19 protein-coding genes are annotated in these 23,725 nt (G+C 70.2%); 5 read left to right on the top strand and 14 right to left on the bottom strand.

All coding sequences use genetic code 11. From position 1 onward, the window contains the following. Positions 1–190 precede the first annotated feature (190 nt). Together QFZ76_RS20955 and QFZ76_RS20960 are read right to left on the bottom strand one after the other, a co-directional pair. On the bottom strand, positions 191–490 hold the full coding sequence (locus tag QFZ76_RS20955) for a DUF3039 domain-containing protein (protein ID WP_266438861.1): 300 nt from the start codon (positions 488–490) through the stop codon (positions 191–193). Positions 491–519: 29 nt separating this feature from the next. Then, positions 520–1,092 (bottom strand): YqgE/AlgH family protein, encoded by a 573-nt coding sequence (locus tag QFZ76_RS20960; RefSeq protein WP_307675181.1) that lies wholly within the window; start codon positions 1,090–1,092, stop codon positions 520–522. 253 nt (positions 1,093–1,345) lie between these two features. Here QFZ76_RS20960 and murA point away from each other — a divergent pair, with 253 nt between their 5' ends. Next, positions 1,346–2,692 carry a UDP-N-acetylglucosamine 1-carboxyvinyltransferase gene (gene murA / locus QFZ76_RS20965; RefSeq protein ID WP_307675182.1) on the top strand — a complete coding sequence of 449 codons (1,347 nt, stop codon included), beginning with the start codon at positions 1,346–1,348 and terminating at the stop codon, positions 2,690–2,692. Positions 2,693–2,949: 257 nt separating this feature from the next. Here the strand turns inward: murA and QFZ76_RS20970 are convergent, their stop codons facing one another. The 12 genes from QFZ76_RS20970 to QFZ76_RS21025 all read right to left on the bottom strand — a co-directional run bounded on the left by QFZ76_RS20970 (position 2,950) and on the right by QFZ76_RS21025 (position 19,056). Beyond that, the gene (locus QFZ76_RS20970) at positions 2,950–3,231 is read right to left on the bottom strand and encodes an HU family DNA-binding protein (RefSeq protein WP_007382399.1); all 282 of its coding nucleotides are present in this window, start codon (positions 3,229–3,231) and stop codon (positions 2,950–2,952) included. Between the two features lie 347 nt (positions 3,232–3,578). Next, positions 3,579–4,994 carry an NAD-dependent malic enzyme gene (locus QFZ76_RS20975; protein ID WP_307675183.1) on the bottom strand — a complete coding sequence of 472 codons (1,416 nt, stop codon included), beginning with the start codon at positions 4,992–4,994 and terminating at the stop codon, positions 3,579–3,581. Positions 4,995–5,295: 301 nt separating this feature from the next. Next, positions 5,296–7,698 (bottom strand): UvrD-helicase domain-containing protein, encoded by a 2,403-nt coding sequence (locus QFZ76_RS20980; protein ID WP_307675184.1) that lies wholly within the window; start codon positions 7,696–7,698, stop codon positions 5,296–5,298. 80 nt (positions 7,699–7,778) lie between these two features. After that, positions 7,779–8,612: an anti-sigma factor gene (locus QFZ76_RS20985; RefSeq protein ID WP_373464330.1), complete on the bottom strand. Its 834-nt coding sequence runs from the start codon at positions 8,610–8,612 to the stop codon at positions 7,779–7,781. Continuing rightward, complete coding sequence (locus QFZ76_RS20990; RefSeq protein ID WP_010039908.1) at positions 8,612–9,133, bottom strand: sigma-70 family RNA polymerase sigma factor; 522 nt, start codon at positions 9,131–9,133, stop codon at positions 8,612–8,614. The genes QFZ76_RS20985 and QFZ76_RS20990 overlap by 1 nt, the downstream gene beginning before the upstream one ends. Before the next feature lie 319 nt (positions 9,134–9,452). Continuing rightward, positions 9,453–10,046, bottom strand: coding sequence for an ABATE domain-containing protein (locus QFZ76_RS20995; protein WP_307675186.1), 594 nt, complete (start codon positions 10,044–10,046; stop codon positions 9,453–9,455). Positions 10,047–10,333: 287 nt separating this feature from the next. Then, entirely contained in the window at positions 10,334–11,482 is a 1,149-nt protein-coding gene (locus QFZ76_RS21000) for a uroporphyrinogen-III synthase (protein WP_307675187.1), read from the bottom strand. Between the two features lie 119 nt (positions 11,483–11,601). After that, the gene (locus QFZ76_RS21005) at positions 11,602–12,987 is read right to left on the bottom strand and encodes a NarK/NasA family nitrate transporter (RefSeq protein WP_307675188.1); all 1,386 of its coding nucleotides are present in this window, start codon (positions 12,985–12,987) and stop codon (positions 11,602–11,604) included. Positions 12,988–13,238: 251 nt separating this feature from the next. After that, complete coding sequence (locus QFZ76_RS21010; RefSeq protein ID WP_307675189.1) at positions 13,239–14,468, bottom strand: acyltransferase; 1,230 nt, start codon at positions 14,466–14,468, stop codon at positions 13,239–13,241. After that, entirely contained in the window at positions 14,465–16,663 is a 2,199-nt protein-coding gene (locus QFZ76_RS21015) for a glycosyltransferase (protein ID WP_307675190.1), read from the bottom strand. The genes QFZ76_RS21010 and QFZ76_RS21015 overlap by 4 nt, the downstream gene beginning before the upstream one ends. A gap of 151 nt (positions 16,664–16,814) precedes the next feature. Beyond that, positions 16,815–17,924, bottom strand: a complete 1,110-nt coding sequence (locus tag QFZ76_RS21020; RefSeq protein WP_307675191.1) for a hypothetical protein — start codon at positions 17,922–17,924, stop codon at positions 16,815–16,817. A gap of 157 nt (positions 17,925–18,081) precedes the next feature. Beyond that, positions 18,082–19,056 carry a LysR family transcriptional regulator gene (locus QFZ76_RS21025; protein ID WP_307675192.1) on the bottom strand — a complete coding sequence of 325 codons (975 nt, stop codon included), beginning with the start codon at positions 19,054–19,056 and terminating at the stop codon, positions 18,082–18,084. A gap of 117 nt (positions 19,057–19,173) precedes the next feature. Between QFZ76_RS21025 and QFZ76_RS21030 the strand changes: the two genes are divergently transcribed. From QFZ76_RS21030 to QFZ76_RS21045, 4 genes are all read left to right on the top strand, one after another. Further along, positions 19,174–20,451, top strand: a complete 1,278-nt coding sequence (locus tag QFZ76_RS21030; protein ID WP_307675193.1) for an MFS transporter — start codon at positions 19,174–19,176, stop codon at positions 20,449–20,451. Positions 20,452–20,623: 172 nt separating this feature from the next. Beyond that, positions 20,624–21,928: an ABC transporter substrate-binding protein gene (locus QFZ76_RS21035; protein ID WP_307675194.1), complete on the top strand. Its 1,305-nt coding sequence runs from the start codon at positions 20,624–20,626 to the stop codon at positions 21,926–21,928. Further along, positions 21,925–22,893: a carbohydrate ABC transporter permease gene (locus tag QFZ76_RS21040; RefSeq protein WP_307675195.1), complete on the top strand. Its 969-nt coding sequence runs from the start codon at positions 21,925–21,927 to the stop codon at positions 22,891–22,893. The genes QFZ76_RS21035 and QFZ76_RS21040 overlap by 4 nt, the downstream gene beginning before the upstream one ends. Then, positions 22,890–23,714 carry a carbohydrate ABC transporter permease gene (locus tag QFZ76_RS21045; protein ID WP_307675196.1) on the top strand — a complete coding sequence of 275 codons (825 nt, stop codon included), beginning with the start codon at positions 22,890–22,892 and terminating at the stop codon, positions 23,712–23,714. Before QFZ76_RS21040 ends, QFZ76_RS21045 begins: the two co-directional genes overlap by 4 nt. Positions 23,715–23,725: the final 11 nt, after the last annotated feature.

A 23,725-nucleotide genomic window follows, 5' to 3' on the forward strand; every position in this document is an offset into this window, starting at 1 on the left:
ACCAGGTGACGCACCCCGTGCAACGACAGAACATGACAAAGGCCCCCGAGGCGCATCAGAACGCGCCTCGGGGGCCACACGGACCTCGGCCGGAAAGGACTGTCCCGGCCGGAAGCACTACCCCGGCCGGACCGGCGGGACCGGCGGGACCGGCGGGACCGGCGGGACCGGCGGGACCGACCGGGAAGGACTACTTGTCGCCGCCCTTGCCCTTGTCGTCGTCGCCACCGGCGCCCATGGACTCGTAGATCTCCTTGCACATGGGACACACCGGGTACTTCTTCGGGTCGCGGCCCGGCACCCAGACCTTGCCGCACAGCGCCACGACGGGGGTGCCGTCGAGGGCGCTCGCCATGATCTTGTCCTTCTGGACGTAGTGGGCGAAGCGCTCGTGGTCGCCGTCGCCGTGGGACACCTGCGGCGCCGGCTCTACGAGGGTTCCCGTCCCAGTACCTCGCTGCGGCTGGGGCTCAGGCTCAAGAGTGCTCATAACAGCCAGGGTACTGAAGCTCACACGCATCAGTTGAGCGAAGGGTCGTCCGGATACGTCGCCACCATCGCGAGCTCGTTGCGCTGGCGGCGCAGGACCTCGCGCCAGAGTCTTTCCGGGGCCGGGGAGGAGACGTCGCCGGGCTCGGACTCGACGACGTACCAGGCGCCCTCCACCAGCTCGTCCTCCAGCTGGCCCGGGCCCCAGCCGGCGTACCCGGCGAAGATCCGCAGGCTGCCCAGCGCCGAGGCGAGCAGTTCCGGCGGGGCCTCCAGGTCGACCAGGCCGATCGCGCCGTGCACCCGGCGCCAGCCCAGCGGGGTCCCGTCGACGGACGTGCCGCCCGGGATGACGGCGACCCCGAGGGCCGAGTCCAGGGAGACCGGGCCGCCCTGGAAGACCACCCCGGGTTCGCCGGCGAGCTCCGCCCAGCCCTCCAGGATGTCCCCCACGTCCACCGGGGTCGGGCGGTTGAGGACGACACCGAGGGAGCCCTCCTCGTCGTGGTCGAGAAGGAGCACTACCGCGCGGTCGAAGTTCGGGTCCGCCAGGGCGGGCGTTGCCACGAGCAACCGCCCTGTGAGCGAGGACACCTCGGTCATGCCAGACATGATCCCGCATCTTCCCCATGTGCGGGGAGGCAATGCGGGTTCGCGAGTGAATGCAGCTCAGGGCGCAACGGTGCGCCGCACGCGCACGCCCTGCGCCGGTGACCCCATGTGCCCGACGGAGGACCGTTCGTGTTGTGACACAGCTATGACGGACCTGGACCGTCCTTGGGCTTACAGAAGGGGGGTGCGTGGCGATTACCCTTTCCCTCCTGGCCCCTGCCCCCCTCATCGGAACGCGAGATACATGACCGTCAACGGCAATGACGACGTACTGCTTGTCCACGGCGGAACCCCGCTGGAGGGCGAGATCCGTGTCCGCGGTGCGAAGAACCTCGTACCCAAGGCCATGGTCGCCGCCCTGCTGGGCAGCGAGCCGAGTCGACTGCGCAATGTTCCGGACATCCGTGACGTGCGTGTCGTACGCGGACTGCTGCAACTGCACGGGGTGACGGTCCGTCCGGGTGAGGAGCCGGGCGAGCTGGTGATGGATCCGACGCACGTGGAGAGTGCGAACGTCGCCGACATCGATGCCCACGCGGGGTCGAGCCGTATCCCGATCCTCCTCTGCGGCCCGCTGCTGCACCGCCTCGGGCACGCGTTCATCCCCGGTCTCGGCGGCTGCGACATCGGCGGCCGGCCCATCGACTTCCACTTCGAGGTGCTGCGGCAGTTCGGCGCGACGATCGAGAAGCGGGCGGACGGTCAGTTCCTGGAGGCGCCGCGGCGCCTGCGGGGTACGAAGATCCGGCTGCCGTACCCGTCCGTCGGCGCGACCGAGCAGGTCCTGCTGACGGCCGTCCTCGCCGAGGGTGTCACCGAGCTCTCGAACGCGGCCGTGGAGCCGGAGATCGAGGACCTCATCTGCGTCCTGCAGAAGATGGGCGCCATCATCGCGATGGACACCGACCGCACCATCCGCGTCACCGGCGTGGACCGGCTCGGCGGCTACAACCACCGCGCCCTCCCGGACCGCCTGGAGGCCGCCTCGTGGGCGTCCGCGGCGCTGGCGACCGAGGGCAACATCTACGTCCACGGCGCCCAGCAGCGCTCGATGATGACGTTCCTCAACACCTACCGGAAGGTGGGCGGCGCCTTCCAGATCGACGACGAGGGCATCCGCTTCTGGCACCCGGGCGGGCAGTTGAAGTCCATCGCCCTCGAAACGGACGTGCACCCCGGCTTCCAGACGGACTGGCAGCAGCCGCTGGTGGTGGCCCTGACCCAGGCCACGGGCCTGTCCATCATCCACGAGACGGTCTACGAGTCCCGCCTCGGCTTCACCTCCGCGCTGAACCAGATGGGCGCGCACATCCAGCTGTACCGCGAGTGCCTGGGCGCCTCCAACTGCCGCTTCGGCCAGCGCAACTTCCTGCACTCCGCGGTCGTCTCCGGCCCCACCCGCCTCCAGGGCGCCGACCTGGTCATCCCCGACCTCCGCGGCGGCTTCTCGTACCTCATCGCTGCCCTGGCAGCCCAGGGCACGTCCCGCGTCCACGGCATCGAGCTCATCAACCGCGGCTACGAGAACTTCATGGAGAAGCTTGTGGCCCTGGGAGCCAAGGTCGAACTCCCGGGCAAAGCCCTCGGCTGACCACAGCCCGGCACCCCGGCCCGGAGCAGCACAGGCCCCGGCCGGGGGTCCGGGGGTTGCCCCCGGGCAGACACAGCATGGAGAAGCTCGTGGCCCTGGGAGCCAAGGTCGAACTCCCGGGCAAAGCCCTCGGCTGACCGTCACGCATAGCGCCCGTACATTCGCGTGTACGACGATGGGGCGGCCACCCTCACCGGGTGGCCGCCCCATTCGCGTTGCTGAGCCCCGTACGCAAGTCCCGTCGCGTACGCGAAGGCTTACTTGCCCTTGGCGGCTTCCTTGAGCTTGCTGCCGGCGGAGACCTTCACGCTGTAGCCGGCCGGGATCTGGATCGGGTCGCCGGTCTGCGGGTTGCGCGCGGTGCGAGCGGCACGGTGGGTGCGCTCGAAGGTCAGGAAGCCGGGGATGGTGACCTTCTCGTCGCCCTTGGCGACGATCTCACCGACGGTCTCGGCGAACGCGGCCAGAACGGCGTCGGCGTCCTTGCGGGTGACCTCGGCGCGGTCGGCCAGCGCGGCCACCAGCTCACTGCGGTTCATGTTGTTACTCCCGTGTTCTTCTTGCTGTTGAGGCGTGCCACGCGGCGGAGCCGCACATTGGGCACAGCGAAGTCGATGCTGCCAGGGCCCTCGGACACTACCGGGACCCGGGTCCGTCGCCGGACCCTCGCGCCCAGAGACGCATCCTGCCCCTACCTGCGGCGGGAAAGCCAATCCGGCACCCCCTGGAGTCGTGAGAACACCCTTGGGAGTCACACGAAAAGAGGGCTGAGCCTGGCCGACACGATAAACGTCGGCCAAGAGGGCCGGGTTCCACGACGCGCCGGTGTCAGGCCTGCCGTGGCAATCCTCACAACCAGGCCGCACCCGCGTGGGATCCCGGGCGGCTACGAGGCCGCGCCCGCCGCCTTCGCGGCCTCCCGCACCGCCCCGGCGACCGCGCCCGCGACCTTCTCGTTGAAGACGCTCGGGATGATGTAGTTCGCGTTCAGCTCGTCCTCGGTCACCACGTCCGCGAGGGCCTTCGCCGCCGCGATCATCATCTCGGTGTTCACCGTGCGGGACTGCGCGTCCAGCAGACCGCGGAAGACACCCGGGAAGACCAGCACGTTGTTGATCTGGTTCGGGAAGTCGCTGCGGCCGGTGGCGACGACCGCGGCCGTCTGGCGCGCGATCGCCGGGTCGACCTCGGGGTCGGGGTTCGCGAGCGCGAAGACGATCGCGTCGTCGGCCATGCCGGCCACGTCGTCGCCGTCCAGCACGTTGGGTGCCGAGACGCCGATGAAGACGTCCGCGCCGTGCACGGCCTCCTTCAGCGTGCCCGTCAGGCCCTCGGGGTTGGTGTTGTCGGCGATCCAGCGCAGCGGCGAGTCCGCGGCGGCGTCGACGAGGTCCTCGCGGCCGGCGTGCACGACGCCGTGGATGTCGGCGACGACGGCGTTCTTCACGCCCGCGGCGATCAGCAGCTTGAGAATGGCCGTACCGGCCGCGCCCGCACCGGACATGACGACCCGGATGTTCTCGATCGCCTTGCCCGCCACACGCAGGGCGTTCGTCAGGGCGGCGAGGACGACGATCGCGGTGCCGTGCTGGTCGTCGTGGAAGACGGGGATGTCGAGGGCCTCGCGCAGCCGGGCCTCGATCTCGAAGCAGCGGGGCGCCGAGATGTCCTCGAGGTTGATGCCGGCGAACCCGGGGGCGATGGCCTTCACGATCTCGACGATCGCGTCGGTGTCCTGGGTGTCCAGGCAGATCGGCCAGGCGTCGATGCCGGCGAACCGCTTGAAGAGGGCGGCCTTGCCCTCCATGACCGGCAGGGCGGCCATCGGGCCGATGTTGCCGAGGCCCAGCACGGCCGAGCCGTCCGTCACGACCGCAACGGAGTTGCGCTTGATGGTGAGGCGGCGGGCGTCCTCGGGGTTCTCGGCGATGGCCATGCAGACGCGGGCGACACCCGGCGTGTAGATCATCGAGAGGTCGTCACGGTTGCGGATCGGGTGCTTGGACTGCATCTCGATCTTGCCGCCGAGGTGCATGAGGAACGTACGGTCCGAGACCTTGCCGAGCGTGACGCCCTCGATGTCGCGCAGCTGCTCGACGATCTCGTCGGCGTGCGCGGTGGAGGTGGCCGCGATGGTGACGTCGATCCGGAGCTTCTCGTGTCCGGACGCGGTGACGTCGAGGCCGGTCACCGAGCCTCCGTGGGACTCGACGGCCCCGGTGAGCTGGGAGACCGCGGTTCCGCTCGCGGGCACCTCCAGCCGGACCGTCATCGAGTAGGAGACGCTGGGCGCCGTTGCCATGGCCGACTTCCTCTGCTTTCACCTGTGACGCTGGATGCGGTCCGATCGTCGCACCTACCGCCGAGTAGGCGTTAGCCCGGGTGGGATTGCGAACGTTGTGTTCGCAGCGAAAGAGGCCCACGTCACAATCGACGTGGGCCTCTCCATCGTTCAGTGGCACCGACCCGCCATGCTCGCCTCGCGGCAAGTGGTCGCTCGTAGCGACGAAGGTTGGGCCCGGGGGCTTGGATCGGGCCGGTGCCACACCCAGGCTAACAAACAGATCCCGTAAGCAGATTCCCGTACCGAGAGTTCCTCCGGATCAGTCTCTCAGCAGGTCCGGAACTCCGTCGCCGTCCGGCGCGTCCCGCTCCGCCGAGACCACCGTGAGCTGCTGCGTCGCCCGGGTCAGCGCCACGTACAGCACCCGCAGCCCGGCCGGCGACTCGTCCGCGATCTCCGCCGGGGAGACGACGACCGTGGCGTCGTACTCCAGGCCCTTGGCTTCGAGGCTGCCGAGCGCCACGACGCGGTCGCCGAGCCCGGCGAGCCAGCGCCTGGCCTCCTCTCGGCGGTTCATGGCGACGACGACGCCGACCGTGCCGTCGACGAGGTCGAGCAGCCGGGCGGCCTCGGCCCGGACGGTCTTCGCGAGGGATTCCCGTGCGGGTACGGCCGCGAAGCGTGGCTGTACGCCGGTGGAGCGCACCGCCGACGGGGACTCGGCGCCCGGCATCGCCAGCGCCAGCACCTTCGCGGCCAGTTCGGCGATCTCGGCCGGGTTGCGGTAGTTCACGGTCAGCTGGAAGCGGCGGCGCGGGCGGCTGCCGAGGGCCTCGTCGCGGGCCTCGGCAGCCTCCTCCGGGTCGGACCAGGACGACTGGGCCGGGTCGCCGACGACCGTCCAGGTGGCGTGCCGGCCGCGGCGGCCGACCATGCGCCACTGCATCGGCGTGAGGTCCTGGGCCTCGTCGACGATGACGTGGGCGTACTCGACGCGTTCCTGGGCGAGCCGCTCGGCCCGCTCGCGCTGCGACTCCTCGCGGACCGGCATCAGCTCCTCGAGGCCGGTGAGCAGGTCGAGCGGGTCGGCCTCGCGCCTGCGGCGGGGGCGGGCCGGGGTGCCGAGGATCGACTGGAGCTCGTCCAGCATCGCGATGTCGTGGACGGAGAAGCCGTCGCGTCTGAGGGAGCGGGCGACCCTGCGTACCTCGCCGGGGTTCAGGATCCGCCGGGCCCAGCGGCTGAGGCGCCGCTCGTCGGCCATGGCGTCGAGGACGGCCTTCGGGGTCAGCTCCGGCCACCAGGCGTCCAGGAACGCGATGAAGCTGTCCTCGGCGCTGACGTCCTCGTCGAAGGAGGAGCGCAGCTCGGCGGCCAGCTCCGGGTCGGTGTGCCGGCCGCCCGCGCCGGACCGCGACCACAGGGCGTCCAGGAGCAGCTTGCGGGCGCGCGGGCGCAGCATGTTCACGGGTGCGGTGCCGCTGAGCACGTTCTGGCGGATGCCGTCCAGCTCGCCGGCCCCCAGCTCCAGGCGGCGCCCGAAGGCGACCACGCGGAGCCGGGTGGGCGGGCCCGTGGGGGTCCGCGGTCCCGGGTCCGGGTCGTCGAGGGTGAGCTGTCCGGCGGGGGCGTCCGTGCGCGCGGCGCCGCCCGAGCCCGCTTCCAGGGCGCCCCGCGCCGCCTTCCGCAGGACCTTGAGCATCCGGTACGACCCCTTGGCCCGCGCCACCGCCGGCGCGTCGTACAGCGTGGCCTCCGCCCCGGCGTCGTCGGCGAGTGAGCCGATCGCGCGGATGGCGACCTGGCCCTCCTCGCCGAGGGAGGGCAGGACGCCCTCGGTGTACGCCACGAGCAGCGGGGTCGGGGAGACGATGAGGATGCCGCCCGCGTACCGCCGCCGGTCCTGGTAGAGCAGGTACGCGGCCCGGTGCAGGGCGACGGCCGTCTTGCCGGTGCCCGGGCCGCCCTCGACATACGTCACGGAGGCGGCGGGGGCGCGGATCACCATGTCCTGCTCGGCCTGGATGGACGCCACGATGTCCCGCATGGTGTGGGTGCGGGCCTGACCGAGGGCGGCCATCAGGGCGCCGTCGCCGATCACGGGCAGTTCCCGGCCGTCGAGGGAGGCCTTCAGCTCGGGGCGCATCAGGTCGTCCTCGACGCCGAGCACCCGGCGCCCCTTGGAGCGGATGACGCGGCGGCGGACCACCCGGCCTGGGTCGACCGGCGTGGAGCGGTAGAACGGGGCGGCGGCGGGCGCCCGCCAGTCGATGACCAGCGGGGCGTAGTCCTGGTCGAGGACGCCGATGCGGCCGATGTGCAGGGTCTCGGCGATGTCGGCGGTGTTGTCCGGGCGGACCGCGCCCTCCGCAGGTTCCACGGCGGTGTAGGCGCCGTCCGGCCCCTTCTGGCCGTCCTTGCCGGGGAGCAGGTCGATACGGCCGAAGAGGAAGTCCTCGAACTCGTTGTTCAACCGGTTGAGGTGGATGCCCGCCCGGAAGACCTGCGCATCCCGCTCGGCGAGCGCGCCGGGCGTACCGACCTGGCCACGCTTGGCCGCGTCGTTCATGAGGAACTCGGCCTCGTGGATCTTCTCCTCAAGGCGCTGGTACACCCGGTCGAGGTGTTCCTGTTCGACGCTGATCTCTCGGTCGCGCACGGAATCGTGCGTGGAATCCTGAACCGAGTCGACCGCGGTTTCCTGCTGAGCCTGAGCGGCCACCGGGCCCCCTTCTGACGTGCTGGGCAGCCGTCAACCGTACGCGAAGGGGGCCCCGAGAAGCTATGTGCGCGCCCAGTGGATCACACGTTGCCCTTGACGAGCACGTCCCCGTCGAGAGTCATGACCTCGAATCCCTTCATCTCGTCCGGGGCGAAGGACGCGCCGCCGACGATGTAGAGCGGGTTCTTGGACTTTTCGGTCGTGCCGTCCGCGAGGCCGTAGCCCCAGGCCGGGACGGACCAGTTGGAGGCCGTCACCCGTTCGCCGTTCTCGCCGATGAAGATCAGGGAGCACTTGAGCGGGCCTTTGACGTTCTTGAGCTCCAGGACCGACTCGGTGCCCCAGTCCTTCTTGGCCAGGGCCACCGTCGCGCTCACGCCCGTCGAGGGGTCCGTCGCCGAGACCTTGTCGTCGATGGTGTTGAACAGGTCCTTGGCCGGGGTCGCGGAGAGGGTCACGGCGCCCTTGGTGCCGCCCGTACTCGAGTCGTCGCCGGTCGCTCCCATCGCGATGACCGGGCCGCCGACGATCAGCGCGGCCGCGGCCGCCACCATGTAGAAGCTCTTGCGACGCTTGCGGGCGCGGCGCTCGGCGACCTCGTCGACGAGCTTGTTCACGACCCGCGGGCTGGGCTTGGCGGACAGCGACTCGCCGATGGCGGGTGTGCCGGAGCCGGGCAGGTCCGCGAGGGCGGCGAGCATCGGTTCCATGCCGGCGAGCTCGTCGAGCTGCTGGGCGCACCATTCGCAGGTGGCGAGATGGGCCTCGAAAGCGGTTGCTTCGGCGTCGTCGAGGATGCCGAGGGCGTAGGCGCCGACGGTCTCGTGCTCGTTCGGACCCGGAGATCCCATCATGGGGCCAGACATACCCGCACCACCCGTACCGAATCCCTGGTTTCCCCCGTACACACTCATCACGCCGTCACCCCCCGCTCCTCCAGTGCCAGCTTCATCGACCGCAGGGCATAGAAGACCCTGGAACGCACGGTGCCACTCGGTATACCAAGCGTCTCAGCCGCCTCATTGACGGTACGCCCCTTGAAGTACGTCTCGACGAGCACCTCCCGGTGAGCCGGGGTCAGGTCGTCGAGCGCGTCGGACAACGTCATCAGCCACAGCGCCTTGTCGATCTCGTCCTCCGCGGGGATGACCTCCAGCGGCGACGGATCGACCTCCTGCGGCCGGGCCTGCCGACTGCGGTGGCCGTCGATGACGATGCGCCGGGCGACCGTCACCAGCCAGGGGCGTACCGATCCGGTCGCTCGATTGAGCTGGCCGGCGTTCTTCCAGGCACGGATGAGCGTCTCCTGCACGACGTCCTCGGCACGTTGCCGGTCTCCCGCGACAAGGCGGAGCACATAGGCGAGCAGGGGTCCGGCGTGTTCTCTGTAGAGCGCACGCATGAGCTCCTCATCAGGTTCCGAGGGCTGGGACATGCGATGTCGGGCCCTCGATCCACGTTCATTGGCCACGACGGAATCCTTGCGCACGCCCACCTCCGATGTCCGGGGGTTCCCCCAGTCGGTCGCTCGTCCACGGGTACGGACGCGGGGAGTTGGATGTTCAACGTGGGGTGACAGTTTTCTCGTGGGTGACGTGACGAGGCCGGACATGAGCGCACATTCCCACCGCGTGATCTTTACATTTCCACCACAACGACAAGATCGCGCCGACTGCCCGCGGGCCGCCGAAGGTAAACGGCGTGTAATCGAAATCACTTCGACAGCCGCTCCACAGAAGGAACATAACGGTCACTCAGACGCGGGTGACCGCCGCCCGACGCCGATGCCGGGCCACCCGTTCCCGGTTTCCGCACACCTCACTGGAGCACCAGCGCCTCCTGCGCCCCCGTGACGTATCCAGGTAGACGATCGGGCAGTTGTCCCCTTCGCACTGCCGCAGCCCGGCCCGCGCGACCGGATCCGTGAGCAGCTCCACGACGTCCCGCGCGACGGCACCGAGCAGCGCGGCGCACTCGGGCGGGCCGTCCAACTCGCGTACCAGCGTGCCGTCTTCGCAGGTCACGGCACGTGGAGCGGGCGGCGCGGCGCGGGCGATCTCATTGACGCGGGCGAGCGCGAGATCGTAGGGCCGGCCTTGGGGGGCGAGTCCGCCGGGCACCAACTGGCCGATGCGTTCGCGCAGTTCGCGGAAGCCGACGAGCCAGGAGGCGTCGGCGTGCGCCAGCCCGGTGCCCGCCGGGACGAGTCCCGACCCGGCGATCCAGGCGCGCAGCACCGCGACGGAGTCGAGGCGTTCGTCGGGATGGGTGGTCGCGAGGAGATCCAGGCAGATCCGCCCCGCATCGAACCGCAGCTCGTACGCGGCCGTGGCCGTACCCAATGCCATGTGCCTGTCACCGCCTTGGGGTCACCCCGGTGAGGAACCGTTCCCTCTTACAGTGCCTGCCCGCTCCTGCGGCCGGAACCCCTCGTACCGGCGGGAGGCGGGGCCGACGGTGGCGCCGGGGTTCCCGGCCGGGGTGCTCGCTCTGTGCGGACGCGCCCGTCCGTGCCGCCTGTCACCGACGTGCCGGGACAGCACGCCTCGGGCCGGTCCGGCGGATCATGCCGCGGACACGGGTCTGGTGCGTCCAGCTGCCTACGACCTGATCGACCTGATCCGCCGGACCGGCCCTACGTGTCGCCGTACTTCGTGTCGGCGGACGGGTCCAGGGCCAGCCGGTACCCGCGCTTGACGACCGTCTGGATCAGCTTCGGCGCGCCCAGGGCCGTACGCAGGCGGGCCATCGCCGTCTCGACCGCGTGCTCGTCGCGGCCCGCGCCCGGCAGGGCCCGGAGCAGCTCGGAGCGGGCCACCACCCAGCCGGGGCGGCGGGACAGGGCGCGCATGAGGGACATGCCGGCCGGCGGTACGGGCTTGAGGTCGCCGTCGACCAGGACCGCGTGGCCGCGGATCTCCACCCGGTGCCCGGCGATCGGCAGGGAGCGGGCCCGGCAGGGCATCTCCTGGCAGAGAAGCTGGACGAGGGGGCCGAGCCGGAAGCGTTCGGGCTGGACCGTGTCGATGCCCTGGGCCTGGAGCGGCAGCGCGGTGACCGGGCCGACGCAGGCCGGCAGGACGTCGTGGTTGAGGGCGGCGAGCAGCTCGGGCAGCAGCCCGCGGTCCTCGGCGCGGGAGAGCAGGGAGGCGGCGGCGGGCGCGCTGGTGAAGGTGACCGCGTCCAGGCCGCGCGAGACGGCCGCGTCCAGGAGCCGGTCCACCGGCCCGATGTCCTCCGGGGGCATCCACCGGTACACGGGGATGCCCAGGACCTCGGCCCCTGCGGCCCGCAGCGACTCCACGAAGCCGGGCAGCGGCTCACCGTGCAGCTGTACGGCGATACGGCGGCCGTCGACGCCCTCCTCCAGGAGCCGGTCGAGGACCTCCGCCATGGACTCGGACGACGGCGACCACTCCTCGTTGAGGCCGGCCGCCCGGATCGAGCCCTTGACCTTGGGACCGCGCGCGAGGATCTCGACTTCGCGGAGCCGGTCGAGCAGGGTCTCGCCGAGCCCCCACCCGTCGGCGGCCTCGATCCAGCCCCGGAACCCGATCGCGGTCGTGGCGACCACGATGTCCGGGGTCTGGTCGATGACCTGCTTGGTCGCCGCCAGCAATTCGCTGTCGTCGGCCAGTGGCACGATGCGCAGGGCAGGGGCATGCAGAACAGCGGCTCCGCGCCTCTGGAGCAGCGCGCCCAGCTCGTCGGCCCGGCGTGCGGCCGTCACTCCCACGGTGAACCCGGCGAGGGGTCCATGGTCCGGTCGCTGTACCTCGTACATAACTCTCGTTCCCGCACTCGAGTCGTCGCACCTGCCACCAGGTGTGGCACCTGCATGCCGACCGAGCCTGTCAACGGCTCGTGACAGGCTCGGTTCGGCTTCATGTCGCTGGTGTTACGTCACACCTCCGCGTAGCTGAGCTGCGGCTTCGCCTCAGAGGCCGAGCTCGTGGCCTGCGACCGGGACGCCGAGCGGCGAAGGTATACGGCCCAGGTGACCACGAAGCAGGCGGCGTAGAAGGCGAGGAAAGCGACGAAGGCGCCGGTGCCGGAGCCGTAGGAGAGGAAGGACTGCCGGAAGGCGAGGTTGATGCCGACGCCGCCGAGCGCGCCGACCGCGCCGATCAGGCCCATGGAGGCACCGGAGAGACGACGCCCGTACGCGGCGGCCGCTTCCCCCTCCAGGCCCTTGGCCACGGCCTTGGTCTGGAAGATGCCGGGGATCATCTTGTACGTCGAGCCGTTGCCGAGGCCGGTGAGGACGAACAGCACCACGAAGGCGACGGTGAACAGGGCCAGCGACTTCTCCATGCTGGCGGCGATGAGGACCGCGGTCGCCACGCCCATGCCGACGTAGTTGTACAGCGTGATCTTCGCGCCGCCGTACTTGTCGGCCAGCCAGCCGCCGAAGGGCCGGATCAGCGAGCCGAGCAGCGGGCCGATGAAGGTGACGTACGCCGCCTCCAGCGGGGTCCGGCCGAACTGGTTGGTCAGCACCTGGCCGAAGGCGAAGCTGTAGCCGATGAAGGAACCGAAGGTGCCGATGTAGAGGAAGGACATGATCCAGGTGTGCGCGTCCTTCGCGGCGTCCTTCGCGGCGCCGGTGTCGTTCTTCACGTTCTCGATGTTGTCCATGAAGAGCGCGGCGAGGACGGCGGCGACGACGATGAACGGGATGTAGATCCCGAGCAGCACCCGCGGACCGCCGCTGGCACCGATGACGGCGAGTCCGGCCAGCTGGAGCACCGGCACGCCGATGTTGCCGCCGCCGGCGTTGAGGCCGAGCGCCCAGCCCTTCTTACGGAGCGGGAAGAACGCGTTGATGTTGGTCATCGACGACGCGAAGTTGCCGCCGCCGATACCGGCCAGCAGGCCGACCAGCAGGAAGGTGTTGAAGGAGGTTCCCGGCTCCATCACCGTGAACGCGGCGACGGTCGGGACCAGCAGGAGGGCGGCCGAGACGATCGTCCAGTTCCGTCCGCCGAAGATCGCGACGGCGAAGGTGTAGGGGACGCGGACGACGGCGCCGACCAGCGTCACCATCGAGGTCAGCAGGAACTTGTCGGCCGGGGTGAGCCCGTACTCCGGGCCCATGAAGAGCACCAGCACGGACCACATGGTCCAGATCGAGAACCCGATGTGCTCGGAAAGGACGGAGAAGAGCAGGTTGCGGCGGGCGACCTTCTCTCCGGTTTCCTTCCAGAAGGTCTCGTCCTCCGGATCCCACTGCTGGATCCAGCGGCCGCCCCTGCTCGGGGGTGCGGGGGCTGTACTAGGGGCTGTCATGACGCCTCCACGGTGCTCCGGGGCTCGGGTGGTTCAAAGGGGAGTGGCTGAGTCCCGAAGGTAGGGAGGGCGCGTTTCCGCCCTGTGGCACACCGTGACCGGAAGGGAACTTTGCTCTCACCAAGAGTGGAGGCGGGATGAGAGGTTTCGGAACCTCATGTGACTCGGTTCATATGTGAGCGAACACGGGCAGGCCGGAACGCCGGTCACCGGTGCTTGCCGCTACGGCCCCGCCGGAGCGTCCCGCTCGGTCACCCCCGCCGCCGGGACCCCCCACGCTTCGCCCCGTTCGGCCACAGCCGAGGACTCCGCTTGGCCGCGAGGTCCTCGATCCAGCCCACACCGAGGATCGCGAGGCCGATCAGCGGCCAGACCAGGACGAACATCCAGATCATGTACGTCGAGTCGAGCACGGCCGTCGCCCGCCCGCTCTCCATGAACGGCAGGCCGTACAGCAGGTCGATGATCGGCACCGTCGCCATGATCAGCATGTTGTGCCACAGGTAGATCGTGACCGCGCGGTTGTTGGACAGGGTCACCAGCTTGTCCCAGCGGGCCAGCTTCCCCGGCAGGTCCTGCCACGACGGCGAGTACTGGAGCAGGATCACCACGAAACCGAAGGACCAGGTCGCCTGGGCCAGCGGGATGTCGTTCAGGTCCCAGCCGTCGGGGCCCAGATGTCCCGACGCCCACCACAAGCCGAAGGCCATCAGCAGCACCGAGCAGGAGACCGCCACATACCTCGGGATCTGTTTCAGTACGCCCTCGTGGTGGGCGAAGCCGAGGACCCAGCAGCCGCCGTAGACCGCGAAGTCCGAGACCGCGTTGCCCGTTTCGCCGGGGATGTTCACGAGGCCCGTGCCGACGACCGCCGTCAGGGCGAGGGGGAAGAACAGCGTCGCCCACGGCACCCGGCGGAACGCCCACAGCAGCAGGGGGGACGCCACCACGAACCACAGGTACGCCCGCAGGTACCACAGCGGGCCCACCGCCTGGACCGCCCAGCTGTCCTCCAGGAGGCCCGCCTTGTCCCCGATGTGCCAGGGGAACGGCGGGGCGCCGAGCGGGATGACATAGTTGATCATCTCGACCAGGCCCCAGGTGCCGCCGTGGTCGGGGTCCTTCGTCACGCTCCAGCCGCCCGCGAACATCAGCACGAGTGCCACCGCGCTGAACGCCCACAGAGGTGGCAGCAGTCGGCGGACACGGCCCCTGATCACGCCCCACGCCGGCCGCTTCAACGAACGCGCCATCAGCGAGCCCGCCAGCGCGAACATCACACCCATGGAGGGGAACAGGACCGTCAGCCATGCCCAGCCGAACAGGTGGTAGACGACCACTCGGACCAGGGCTATCGAGCGGAGAAGGTCAAGGTAGCGGTCCCGGCCCGGCTTCTTCGGCGCGGGCGGAGCAGAAGGGGCGGGCTCCGGCGTCCGCTGCTGCGGGACGCCGTACGACGACTGCATGTGTCCGTGTGTCATCCCACGGGCCTCCGATCATCGCGGCCGGGTATCTGCCGGCGCGGCACCGGGCCGCCGGGGGCCTCGACGACGCCGGTGCGGCGCAGTTTCTGCCAGCGCAGGCGGCCTCCGGTGAGAGCCGTGATCCAGGACTGGAGCAGCACGACGTACATGAGTTGGCGGTAGAGGATCTGCTGCAGGGGCAGCGAGATGAGGTGGGTCATGCGTTCGCGGTCCAGGCGGAAGGCGTACGCGGCGCAGGTCAACTGGATCGCCAGGACGCCCAGCCAGGCCACGATCGTCTTCTCGGTCGGGCCGAACACGACGCCGTACAGCAGGAATACGTCGATCAAAGGCGCGAGTAGCGGTGCCAGCACCATGAACAGCGACACCAGCGGCAGGCCCACGCGGCCGAAGCGGCCCGACGGGCCTCGTTCCACCAGGGCCCCGCGGTGCTTCCAGATGGCCTGCATGGTGCCGTAGGACCAGCGGTAGCGCTGGGACCACAACTGCTGGACCGTCTCGGGGGCCTCCGTCCAGGCCCTCGCCTTCTCCGCGTACACCACGCGCCAGCCGTCCCGGTGCATGGCCATCGTGATGTCCGTGTCCTCGGCGAGCGTGTCGTCACTCATGCCGCCGACGCGCTCCAGAGCAGACCGCCGGAACGCCCCGACCGCGCCCGGGATCGTCGGCATGCAGCGCAGGATGTCGTACATACGGCGGTCCAGATTGAAGCCCATCACGTACTCGATGTGCTGCCAGGCGCCGATGAGGGAGTCGCGGTTGCCGACCTTGGCGTTGCCGGCCACGGCGCCGACCCGGGGGTCACCGAAGGGCTGGATCAGTTCGCGGACCGTGGACGGCTCGAAGACCGTGTCGCCGTCCATCATCACGACGATGTTGTACCGGGCGTTCGCCAGACCGCGGTTGAGCGCGGCCGGCTTGCCCGCGTTGAGCTGGCGGACCACCCTCACGTTCGGCAGGCCCATCGCCTCGACGATCCGTGCCGTGCCATCACTCGAGCCGTCGTCGATGACGATGACCTCTACCGGGTGCTCGCTCGCCATCAGGGAACGGACCGTGTTCTCGATGCACTTGGCCTCGTTGTACGCCGGGACCAGCACCGACACCGGTTCGGTGACCGGCGGCCCCCAGCTGAAGCCGCGGCGGCGCACCCGGCGGGCGTGGGCGGCGGAGAGGACGAGCATGAGGACGAAGCGGCCGATGACCAGGGAGCCGATGATCGCGAGACCGGCCACCAGGACGCCGGTGATGTTCTCGGAGGCCTGGACGAGGAAGATCCACGCCTTGCCCTTCCACCGGTCGATGCCGGTGACCTGGGTGTGTGCGCTGGGCGCGTCGAGGGCCTCGGTGAGGTTGTCGAACTCGTAGCCCTGTTTCTGCATCCGGGGCAGGAGTGTGTCGAGCGCCTGCACGGTCTGATGGCGGTCGCCGCCGGAGTCGTGCATCAGCACGATCGCGCCCTTGCCGCCGTGCGGGGTGGCGCGGCGGAGGATCTCCTGGACGCCGGGCTTGCGCCAGTCCTCGCTGTCGGTGTTGTTGACGACGGTGATGTAGCCGCGAGTGCCGATGTACTCGGTGACCGGCCAGGACTTGTTGTCCATGGCATCGGAGAAGGAGGAGTACGGCGGCCGGAACAGCGAGGTGCGGATGCCGGCCGCGCCGCTGATCGCGAGCTGGTTCTGGGACAGCTCCCAGTCGATGCGCTTCTTCGACTGGAAGGACAGGTCGGGGTGGTTGAAGGTGTGCAGGCCGACCTCGTGGCCCTCGTCCACCATGCGCTGGACCAGCTCCGGGTAGCGCGAGGTCATCGTGCCGGTGACGAAGAAGACCGCATGCGCGTGGTGCTTCTTGAGGATGTCCAGGACCTTGGGGGTCCAGGTCGGGTCGGGGCCGTCGTCGAAGGTGAGGACCAGGCGGTGGTCGGGCACCTTCAGGCTGGTGGTGCGGCCGCTGCGGGTGTCGATCACCGGGCCGCCGTCGATGATCTTCTCCGGCACCTTGTCCGCGGAGGCCCCGGGCTGGACGCGATGGTCGGCGAGGATCTCGCTGTGGACGTAGCCGCGCAGCATCAGCATCGCCATCAGGGCGACGAGGACGAGCAGGGGCAGCAGGAGGCGCAAGGACAGGCGGCGACGCCTGGAGCTGTCGGGGGCTCCTGGCGCGGCCTGCCGACGGCGGGTGCGGGTTGCCATCAGAGGTAGTGCTCCGGGGACGGGGATGCCATCAGGTTGATGTGCATCGGGAGGAAGTGCATCGGCAGGAGGTGGACACGACCGGCGCGCGCGCCGGGACACGCGATGCGCCTAGAGGTCCTCTCGCGGAGAACCTCTAGGCGCGGCCCCTTCAGAGGACTGGCTCCGGCGACGGCGAGGGCGCCGCCCCCGTGCCGTCCGGATCCATGACGATCGGGGTCGGGTCGCTGGGGCCGTCGGCCACCGTGCCGGTGCCGGGGTCGCCGACTCCTGTGGTCTCGGTCGGGGTGGCCGTGGGTCCGGTGTCCGTCGGTGTCGGGTCGGGCGGCTCACTGGTGACCGGCGGGTCCGTCGTCGGTGTCGCGTTCGGCGGGGTCGACCCGGTGCCCGGGCCCGGGGCGGTTGCCGTGCGGCTCGGCGAGGGGTCGGCGGACGTGCCCGCCCCGGGGCTGACGCCGGCGCCGGGCGCGGTGGCGCCGGCGCTCGGGACCGGGGCCGTGCCGGTGCCGGCCGTCGGGGTGGGATTCGGGAGGCCGCCGGGCGTACCGGAGGGCGACGCCGACTCGGTGGGCAGCGGCGTGCTGTCGACCTGGCCGGCTGGCTGGCCGTCCTGCTGGCCCGGTACGGGCAGCCAGGGCGCGTTGGAGTTGCCGGACAGCAGCGTGGCGACGATGACGACGGCGTAGACCGCGCAGGCCAGGCCGACGGCGATGCCGATCCGGCGGTAGCGGCGGCTGCGGCGGCCCGACTCGTCGACGAACACCGGGCCGTCGGAGCCTTCCGGGCCGGCGGCCGGACCGGCGACGGGCCCGCCGCCCTTGGCCTGGCGTACGAGGAGGTCCTCCAACTGCTGGCCTATGCCGTCGAGTTGGACCGTCACCTCGTGCGGGTCGTGCGTGGGGTCGTGGTCGTCCGGGTCGTGGCCGGAACCGGACGTGCCGGTCTCGTCCCACGGGTCACGGTCGGCGGCGGTCCGGGCGACTGCCTCCGGGCGGCCCGGCAGCTCGGCGGCGAGCGGGAGGGCGTCGGTCTCGGCGGTCCGGCCGGTGTCCGGGAAGGCCCGGCCGGCTCTGCGGGATATCGCGGTGCCGTCGGCGTCGGCAGGGGCCCGGTCGCCCTCGCCCGAGGTTCCGCTTTGTCTCGGGATTCTGGCTCCGTTGGTCTCCGGGAACGCCTGGGTGCCGCCCCTGGTAGCCGAATGGACCTCGGTCGCTGCGACCTCAGGCCATTCCGGTTGGGCGTCTTCCGGCCACTTCTTCACGTGCACGCACATCCCCCCAGGGACAGTTCCGGGTGCGCGCGCGACCCAAGCACCCGTCGGCCGAACCGAGCCCCCACCCGGTCCGAGCGCCCCCCTTATCACACTGTGCTCAGGGTACGAATGTAGCGCACAAGGAGGTTGTGTGTGTGCAGGGCGCTCAATTGTGGACACCCATCAGGTTCACGTCACTGGCTGGAACCCATCCCCCGGCGGGCCGCCGCAGCCACTCCTCCTCGACCGAGAGTTCGAGCGCGGCCCGGCGCAGTGCGTCAAATCCCGGGTGCACCAGCCCCTTTCGCCACACCAGCGACACCGGTGACAGCGGCACGGGGTCGACCAAGGGACGCCTGACCGTCGCGGGCATGGCCGGAAAATCCACTACGACGAGGATCGGGTTCCGCGTCTTCGCCATGATCCGCTGGAACTCCTCGTCCCCGACGGCCAGCGGAGCGGGCGACGCGACCTCGATACCGCGCCCCGCGAACAGCCGGCGCGCGAGGTCCGTCCACTCCGGCGTACGCGGGTTGCCCGCGCCCGCGTACACGCACTCCCCGGCGAGCGCGGCGAGCGGCACCGCCTCCAGTGCCGCCAGCGGGTGGTCCTCGGGCAGGACGACCGCCATGGGCTCGTAGCGCACGGGCTGGTGGTCGAGGCCCGACCGCAGCGCCGGGTCGAGGCCGGCGAACCGCCCGAAGGAGGCGTCGAGGCGGCCCGCGAGCAACTCCCCCGCGGCGTAGGTCAGACCGCTCTCGTAGCGGGCCATCAGCTCCAGCTCGGGGGCGAGTTCCCGGGCCCGGTGCAGGACGCGCCGGCCGGTGGCCAGGCCCGGCGAGTTCAGGTCCACCAGCAGCGGCCGGGCCTGCCCGAAGGCGGCGAGCAGCTCGTCCTGTGCCTGGAGCGCACGGCGCGCGTACGGCAGCAGCCGCTCGCCGTCGGCCGTCAGCGTCACCTGCCGGGTGGACCGTACGAACAGCTCGGCCCCCAGGTCCCGCTCCAGCCGCCGTACGTCCCGGCTGAGCGCCTGCTGGGCGACGTAGAGCCGGGCCGCGGCCCGCGTGAAGTGCAGCTCCTCGGCGACGGCGAGGAAGGCGCGCAGGAGACGGGGGTCGAGGTGGTGGCCGGAGGCGGGCATCCGGGGAACCTACAACGCGGGTGCGCGCATGGGTACGGAGTATTCACAACAGGAGTGCGTGAATCGGTACGGAGAAGGTGTTGGACCCCGTGATCCGGTACGGGCCACGGTGGCCGCATGCCGCAACCGACCCCGAGAAGGCCCCCGTTGTACACGGTCACCGCCGACACCCTCGTCGCCGTCGACCTCAACCCCCGTACGACCGGGGAACCCGGCCCCTACCGCCGTCTCTTCACCGTCCCCGGCGCCCGCGCCTTCACCGCCGGCAACCTGCTGGCCCGCCTGCCCATGGGCATGTTCAGCGTGAGCGCGGTCGTCATGATCGCCGGTACCCGGGACTCGTACGCCCTGGCCGGCGCGGTCACCGCGACGGGCCTCGCGGCGACCGCGGTGGTCGCCCCGTGGACCGCGCGGCTCGTCGACCGGTACGGGCAGGCGCGGATCGCCGTACCCGCGACGCTGCTCGCGGCCCTCGGCTCGCTCGCGCTGCTGCTGTGCGTACGGCACGACGCCCCCGCCTGGACCCTCTTCGCCTCCTACGCAGCCACCGCCACGACCCCCAACCTCGGCGGCATGTCCCGTGCCCGCTGGGCCCACCTGCTGAAGACCGAGCCGGACGCCCTGCACACCGCGAACTCCTTCGAGCAGTCCGTGGACGAGCTGTGTTTCATGCTGGGCCCGGTGCTCGCGGCCTTCCTGTGCGGGACGTTCTTCCCGGAGGCGGGCACGCTGGTGGGCGTGGTGCTGCTGGTGACCGGCATGCTGCTGTTCGCCGCACAGCGCTCCACCGAGCCGCCGGTCGCGGAGCGGTCCCCGGCGAGGGCCACGATCCTGTTCCGCGCCGCCGGTATGCCGCCGCTGCTCGCCGTGTGTCTGGCCATGGGCGTGGTGTTCGGGGCGATGGAGGTCGTCACGATCGCCTACGCGGACGCGCGGGGGCATCCCTCGGCGGCGGGCGCGGTCCTCGGCCTCCAGGCGGCCGGTTCGTGCGCGGCGGGCCTGCTGTACGGGGCGGTGCGGCCGGCCGGGTCCGCGGCGAGCCGCTACCCGTGGTGCATCGCCGCCATGACCGCCCTGCTGACGCTGCCGCTGCTCGCCGTCACCCTCACGGGCTCTCTCCTCGTCCTGGCGGGCGCGCTGCTGGTCGCCGGGATGGCGACGGCCCCGACGATGGTCACCGGCATGACGCTGGTCCAGGAACGCACCCCTGAGGGCCGTGTCAACGAGGGCATGACCCTCGCGGTGACCGGTCTGCTCGGCGGGATAGCCGCCGGCAGCGCCCTCGGCGGCTGGCTGGCGGAGCACGCCTCGGCCACGGCGGGGTTCGGGGTCCCGGTCACGGCGGCCGCGGTGGCCCTGCTGATCACGCTCGCCCGCCCCGCCGACGACGTCTGACGCGGACGGCTGGTCGAATCGCTTCAACGGTTCCCGTGCAACCCATTGACGCCTTCACAGCCGCCACATACCTTCCTCCGTCGAAGCGCTTCGACGTCACGCATCGAACCGTTCGACGAACCTTGCGTGACGCCCGGGACCCATCCGACTCCGACCTCCCTGGAGGCACTGGATGTTGACGGCACGAAGGCGAGTGACGGCCCTGGCCGCGGCGGCTCTGAGCGGAGCCCTGCTCCTGACCGCCTGCGGCGGCTCGGACGGCGGCTCCGCCGACGGCAAGACCTTGAAGCTGTGGCACTACGAGGCCCCGAACAGCGCGATGGGCCAGGCCTGGACCGAGGCCATCAAGGAGTTCGAGGCCAAGCACCCGGACGTGAAGGTGGAGTTCGAGGCGAAGGGCTTCGACCAGATGCAGAAGACCGCCCCGATGATCCTCAACTCCTCCGAGGCGCCCGACCTCATGGAGTACAACAAGGGCAACGCGACGGCCGGCCACCTCTCCCAGCAGGGCCTGCTCACCGATCTCAGCGCCGAGGCCACCGAGCGCGGCTGGGACAAGAAGATCGGCGCCGGTGTGCGCACCACCAGCGTCTACGACGCCGAGGGCGTCATGGGCTCCGGCAAGTGGTACGGCGTGCCCAACTACGCCGAGTACACGATGGTCTTCTACAACAAGGACCTGTTCGCCAAGTACAAGATCCCCGAGCCGAAGACGTTCGACGAACTGACCGCCGCCATGGACACGTTCGTCGAGAACGCCGATAACAAGGTCACCCCGCTGGCCAACGCGGGCGCCGAGTACCCCGCCCACCAGTACCTCTACCAGCTGGCCCTGTCGAAGGCCGACCGCGCCTGGGTCGACGCCTACGAGCTGTACAAGGGCAAGGTCGACTTCCACGACGCCGCCTGGACGTACGGGGCCGAGACCTTCGCCGACTGGGTGCAGAAGGGCTACATCAGCAAGGACTCCACCAGCGCGAAGGCGGAGGACGCCGGGGTCTCCTTCCTCCAGGGCAAGTCGCCGATCCTGTTCTCCGGCAGCTGGTGGTACGGCCGCTTCCAGGACGAGGCGACGTTCGACTGGGGCACCTTCCTGTGGCCCGAATCGAACCTCACCCTCGGTTCCGGCGGCAACCTGTGGGTGGTCCCCAAAGGCGCGAAGAACAAGGAGCTCGCCTACGACTTCATCGACATCACCATGTCGAAGAAGATCCAGAACCTGCTCGGCAACAAGGGCGGCGTCCCGGTCGCGGCGGACGCGAGCGCCATCACCGACCCGAAGTCCAAGACGCTCATCGACAACTTCAACACCCTCTCCGAGCGCGACGGCCTGGCCTTCTACCCCGACTGGCCGGTCTCCGGGTTCTACGACGTCCTCGTCTCCGAGACGCAGAAGCTGATGACGGGCAGCGCGAAACCGGACGACTACCTGGACGCACTGCAGGAGGCGTACGACAAGGACGCGCCGAAGCGATGACGGTCACCGTCGAACGCGGCGGGCGGGTGACCGGCAAGCACGACCCCACCGGGAACCCGCGCCGCCGCCCCCGCGACTCGTACGCCCTGTTCCTGCTCCCCGGCGTCCTCGCCTTCCTCACGGTCATCGTCGTCCCGTTCCTGATGAACACGGGCGTGAGTTTCACCGACTGGGAGGGCGTGGGCTCGCCCGACTGGACGGGGCTCGCCAACTATCGCGAGCTCCTGGACGACTCCGAGTTCTGGGCGTCCTTCCGGCACAGCCTGTTCATGGTCGTCGCGATGGCCGCCGTACCGACGGCGATCGGGCTGGTCCTGGCCGCCGCGCTGTTCGACTACGTCGGCAAGCACTTCGGCAGCAGGGTCGCGGCCGTCCTCCGCGCCTGCTTCTACCTCCCCCAGGTGCTGCCGATCGCGGTCGCGGGAATCGTCTGGAGCTGGATCCTCGCGCCCGAGAACGGCACCCTCAACGAACTCCTCGCGGCCGTCGGCCTGTCGTCCTGGCAGCGGGACTGGCTCGGCGATCCCGACCTCGCGCTCTACAGCGTCATGGGCGTGATGGTCTGGGTCCAGATCGGATTCCCGCTGGTCGTCTTCATGGCGGGCCTGCAACGCGTCGACCCCCAGCTGTACGAGGCGGCCGAGCTGGACGGCGCCGGCTGGTGGCGCCGCTTCTGGCACATCACGCTGCCACAGATCCGCCCGGAGACCTACGTCGTCCTCACCTGGTGCTCGATCGCCGCGCTCAAGGTGTTCGGCGCGGTGTACGTCCTCACGAAGGGCGGCCCGGGCGGCGCGACCAACGTGCCCTCCTACTTCTCCTTCACCACGTTCTTCGAGAAGACGCAGGTCGGCTACGGCGCCGCGATCTCCACCGTGCTCACGGTGATCATCCTCGCCCTCTCCCTGATCGGCCTGAAGCTCCAGACCCGCGCCGAGGACGAAGAGGAAGGGACCCGCGCATGACGACCGCGCTCCGCCGCTACCCGGTTCTCGTGGCCCTGTGCATCGCGGCCCTGTTCATGATCGTCCCGTTCGCGATCGTCGCCGTCAACGCGGTCAAGTCCCCGACCGAGTACGCCCAGAACGGCCCCCTCAGCCTCCCCGAGGGCCTCTACCTCGACGGCATCAAGGACTTCTGGGAGCGCGTGGACTTCGGCCAGAAGCTCGTCAACTCGGTACTGATCAGCGGGGCGGTGGCCGTGCTGGCCGTGGTCCTCTCGGTGCTGAACGCCTACGCGATCGGCATCGGCCGCATCAAGGGCCGCACCTGGGTCCTCGCCTTCTTCGTCCTCGCGAACATGCTGCCGCAGGAGGCGCTGGTCTACCCGATCTACTACCTGAGCAAGGAGGCCGGCCTCTACGACACCAGGCTGAGCGTGATCATCGTGTTCACGGTGATCCAGGCGGCCTTCGGCACATACCTGCTGTCCTCGGTGCTGAGCCGGTTCCCCCGCGAGATCATCGAGGCCGCCCGGATCGACGGGGCGAACAAGTGGCAGGTGCTGTGGCGGATCGTCGTCCCCGTCAGCCGGCCCACCATCGGCGTGCTGCTGGTCTTCTTCTTCATCTGGACCTGGAACGAGTTCCTGCTCCCCCTGGTCATGCTGATCTCCAACGACAACCAGACCGTGTCGGTGGCCCTCGGCGTCCTCCAGGGCCAGCGCCTGATGGACGCCACGATGACCAACGCGGCCGCCCTCCTCGGCGTGCTCCCCGCCCTCGTCTTCTTCCTCGTCTTCCAGCGAACCCTCACCCGCGGCATCGCCGCGGGTGCCGTGAAGTAAGGAACCCCCCA

The sequence above is a fragment of the Streptomyces sp. V4I2 genome, from assembly GCF_030817655.1.
In the GTDB taxonomy this organism is placed as follows: Bacteria; Actinomycetota; Actinomycetes; order Streptomycetales; family Streptomycetaceae; genus Streptomyces; species Streptomyces plumbiresistens.

Bases quoted from the DNA above. Each gene is read 5' to 3' on its own strand.
- QFZ76_RS20955 (WP_266438861.1), bottom strand. From the start codon at position 490: ATGAGCACTCTTGAGCCTGAGCCCCAGCCGCAGCGAGGTACTGGGACG.
- QFZ76_RS20960 (WP_307675181.1), bottom strand. From the start codon at position 1,092: ATGACCGAGGTGTCCTCGCTCACAGGGCGGTTGCTCGTGGCAACGCCC.
- murA (WP_307675182.1), top strand. From the start codon at position 1,346: ATGACCGTCAACGGCAATGACGACGTACTGCTTGTCCACGGCGGAACC.
- QFZ76_RS20970 (WP_007382399.1), bottom strand. From the start codon at position 3,231: ATGAACCGCAGTGAGCTGGTGGCCGCGCTGGCCGACCGCGCCGAGGTC.
- QFZ76_RS20975 (WP_307675183.1), bottom strand. From the start codon at position 4,994: ATGGCAACGGCGCCCAGCGTCTCCTACTCGATGACGGTCCGGCTGGAG.
- QFZ76_RS20985 (WP_373464330.1), bottom strand. From the start codon at position 8,612: ATGAGTGTGTACGGGGGAAACCAGGGATTCGGTACGGGTGGTGCGGGT.
- QFZ76_RS20990 (WP_010039908.1), bottom strand. From the start codon at position 9,133: ATGTCCCAGCCCTCGGAACCTGATGAGGAGCTCATGCGTGCGCTCTAC.
- QFZ76_RS20995 (WP_307675186.1), bottom strand. From the start codon at position 10,046: ATGGCATTGGGTACGGCCACGGCCGCGTACGAGCTGCGGTTCGATGCG.
- QFZ76_RS21000 (WP_307675187.1), bottom strand. From the start codon at position 11,482: ATGTACGAGGTACAGCGACCGGACCATGGACCCCTCGCCGGGTTCACC.
- QFZ76_RS21005 (WP_307675188.1), bottom strand. From the start codon at position 12,987: ATGACAGCCCCTAGTACAGCCCCCGCACCCCCGAGCAGGGGCGGCCGC.
- QFZ76_RS21010 (WP_307675189.1), bottom strand. From the start codon at position 14,468: ATGACACACGGACACATGCAGTCGTCGTACGGCGTCCCGCAGCAGCGG.
- QFZ76_RS21015 (WP_307675190.1), bottom strand. From the start codon at position 16,663: ATGGCAACCCGCACCCGCCGTCGGCAGGCCGCGCCAGGAGCCCCCGAC.
- QFZ76_RS21025 (WP_307675192.1), bottom strand. From the start codon at position 19,056: ATGCCCGCCTCCGGCCACCACCTCGACCCCCGTCTCCTGCGCGCCTTC.
- QFZ76_RS21030 (WP_307675193.1), top strand. From the start codon at position 19,174: ATGCCGCAACCGACCCCGAGAAGGCCCCCGTTGTACACGGTCACCGCC.
- QFZ76_RS21035 (WP_307675194.1), top strand. From the start codon at position 20,624: ATGTTGACGGCACGAAGGCGAGTGACGGCCCTGGCCGCGGCGGCTCTG.
- QFZ76_RS21040 (WP_307675195.1), top strand. From the start codon at position 21,925: ATGACGGTCACCGTCGAACGCGGCGGGCGGGTGACCGGCAAGCACGAC.
- QFZ76_RS21045 (WP_307675196.1), top strand. From the start codon at position 22,890: ATGACGACCGCGCTCCGCCGCTACCCGGTTCTCGTGGCCCTGTGCATC.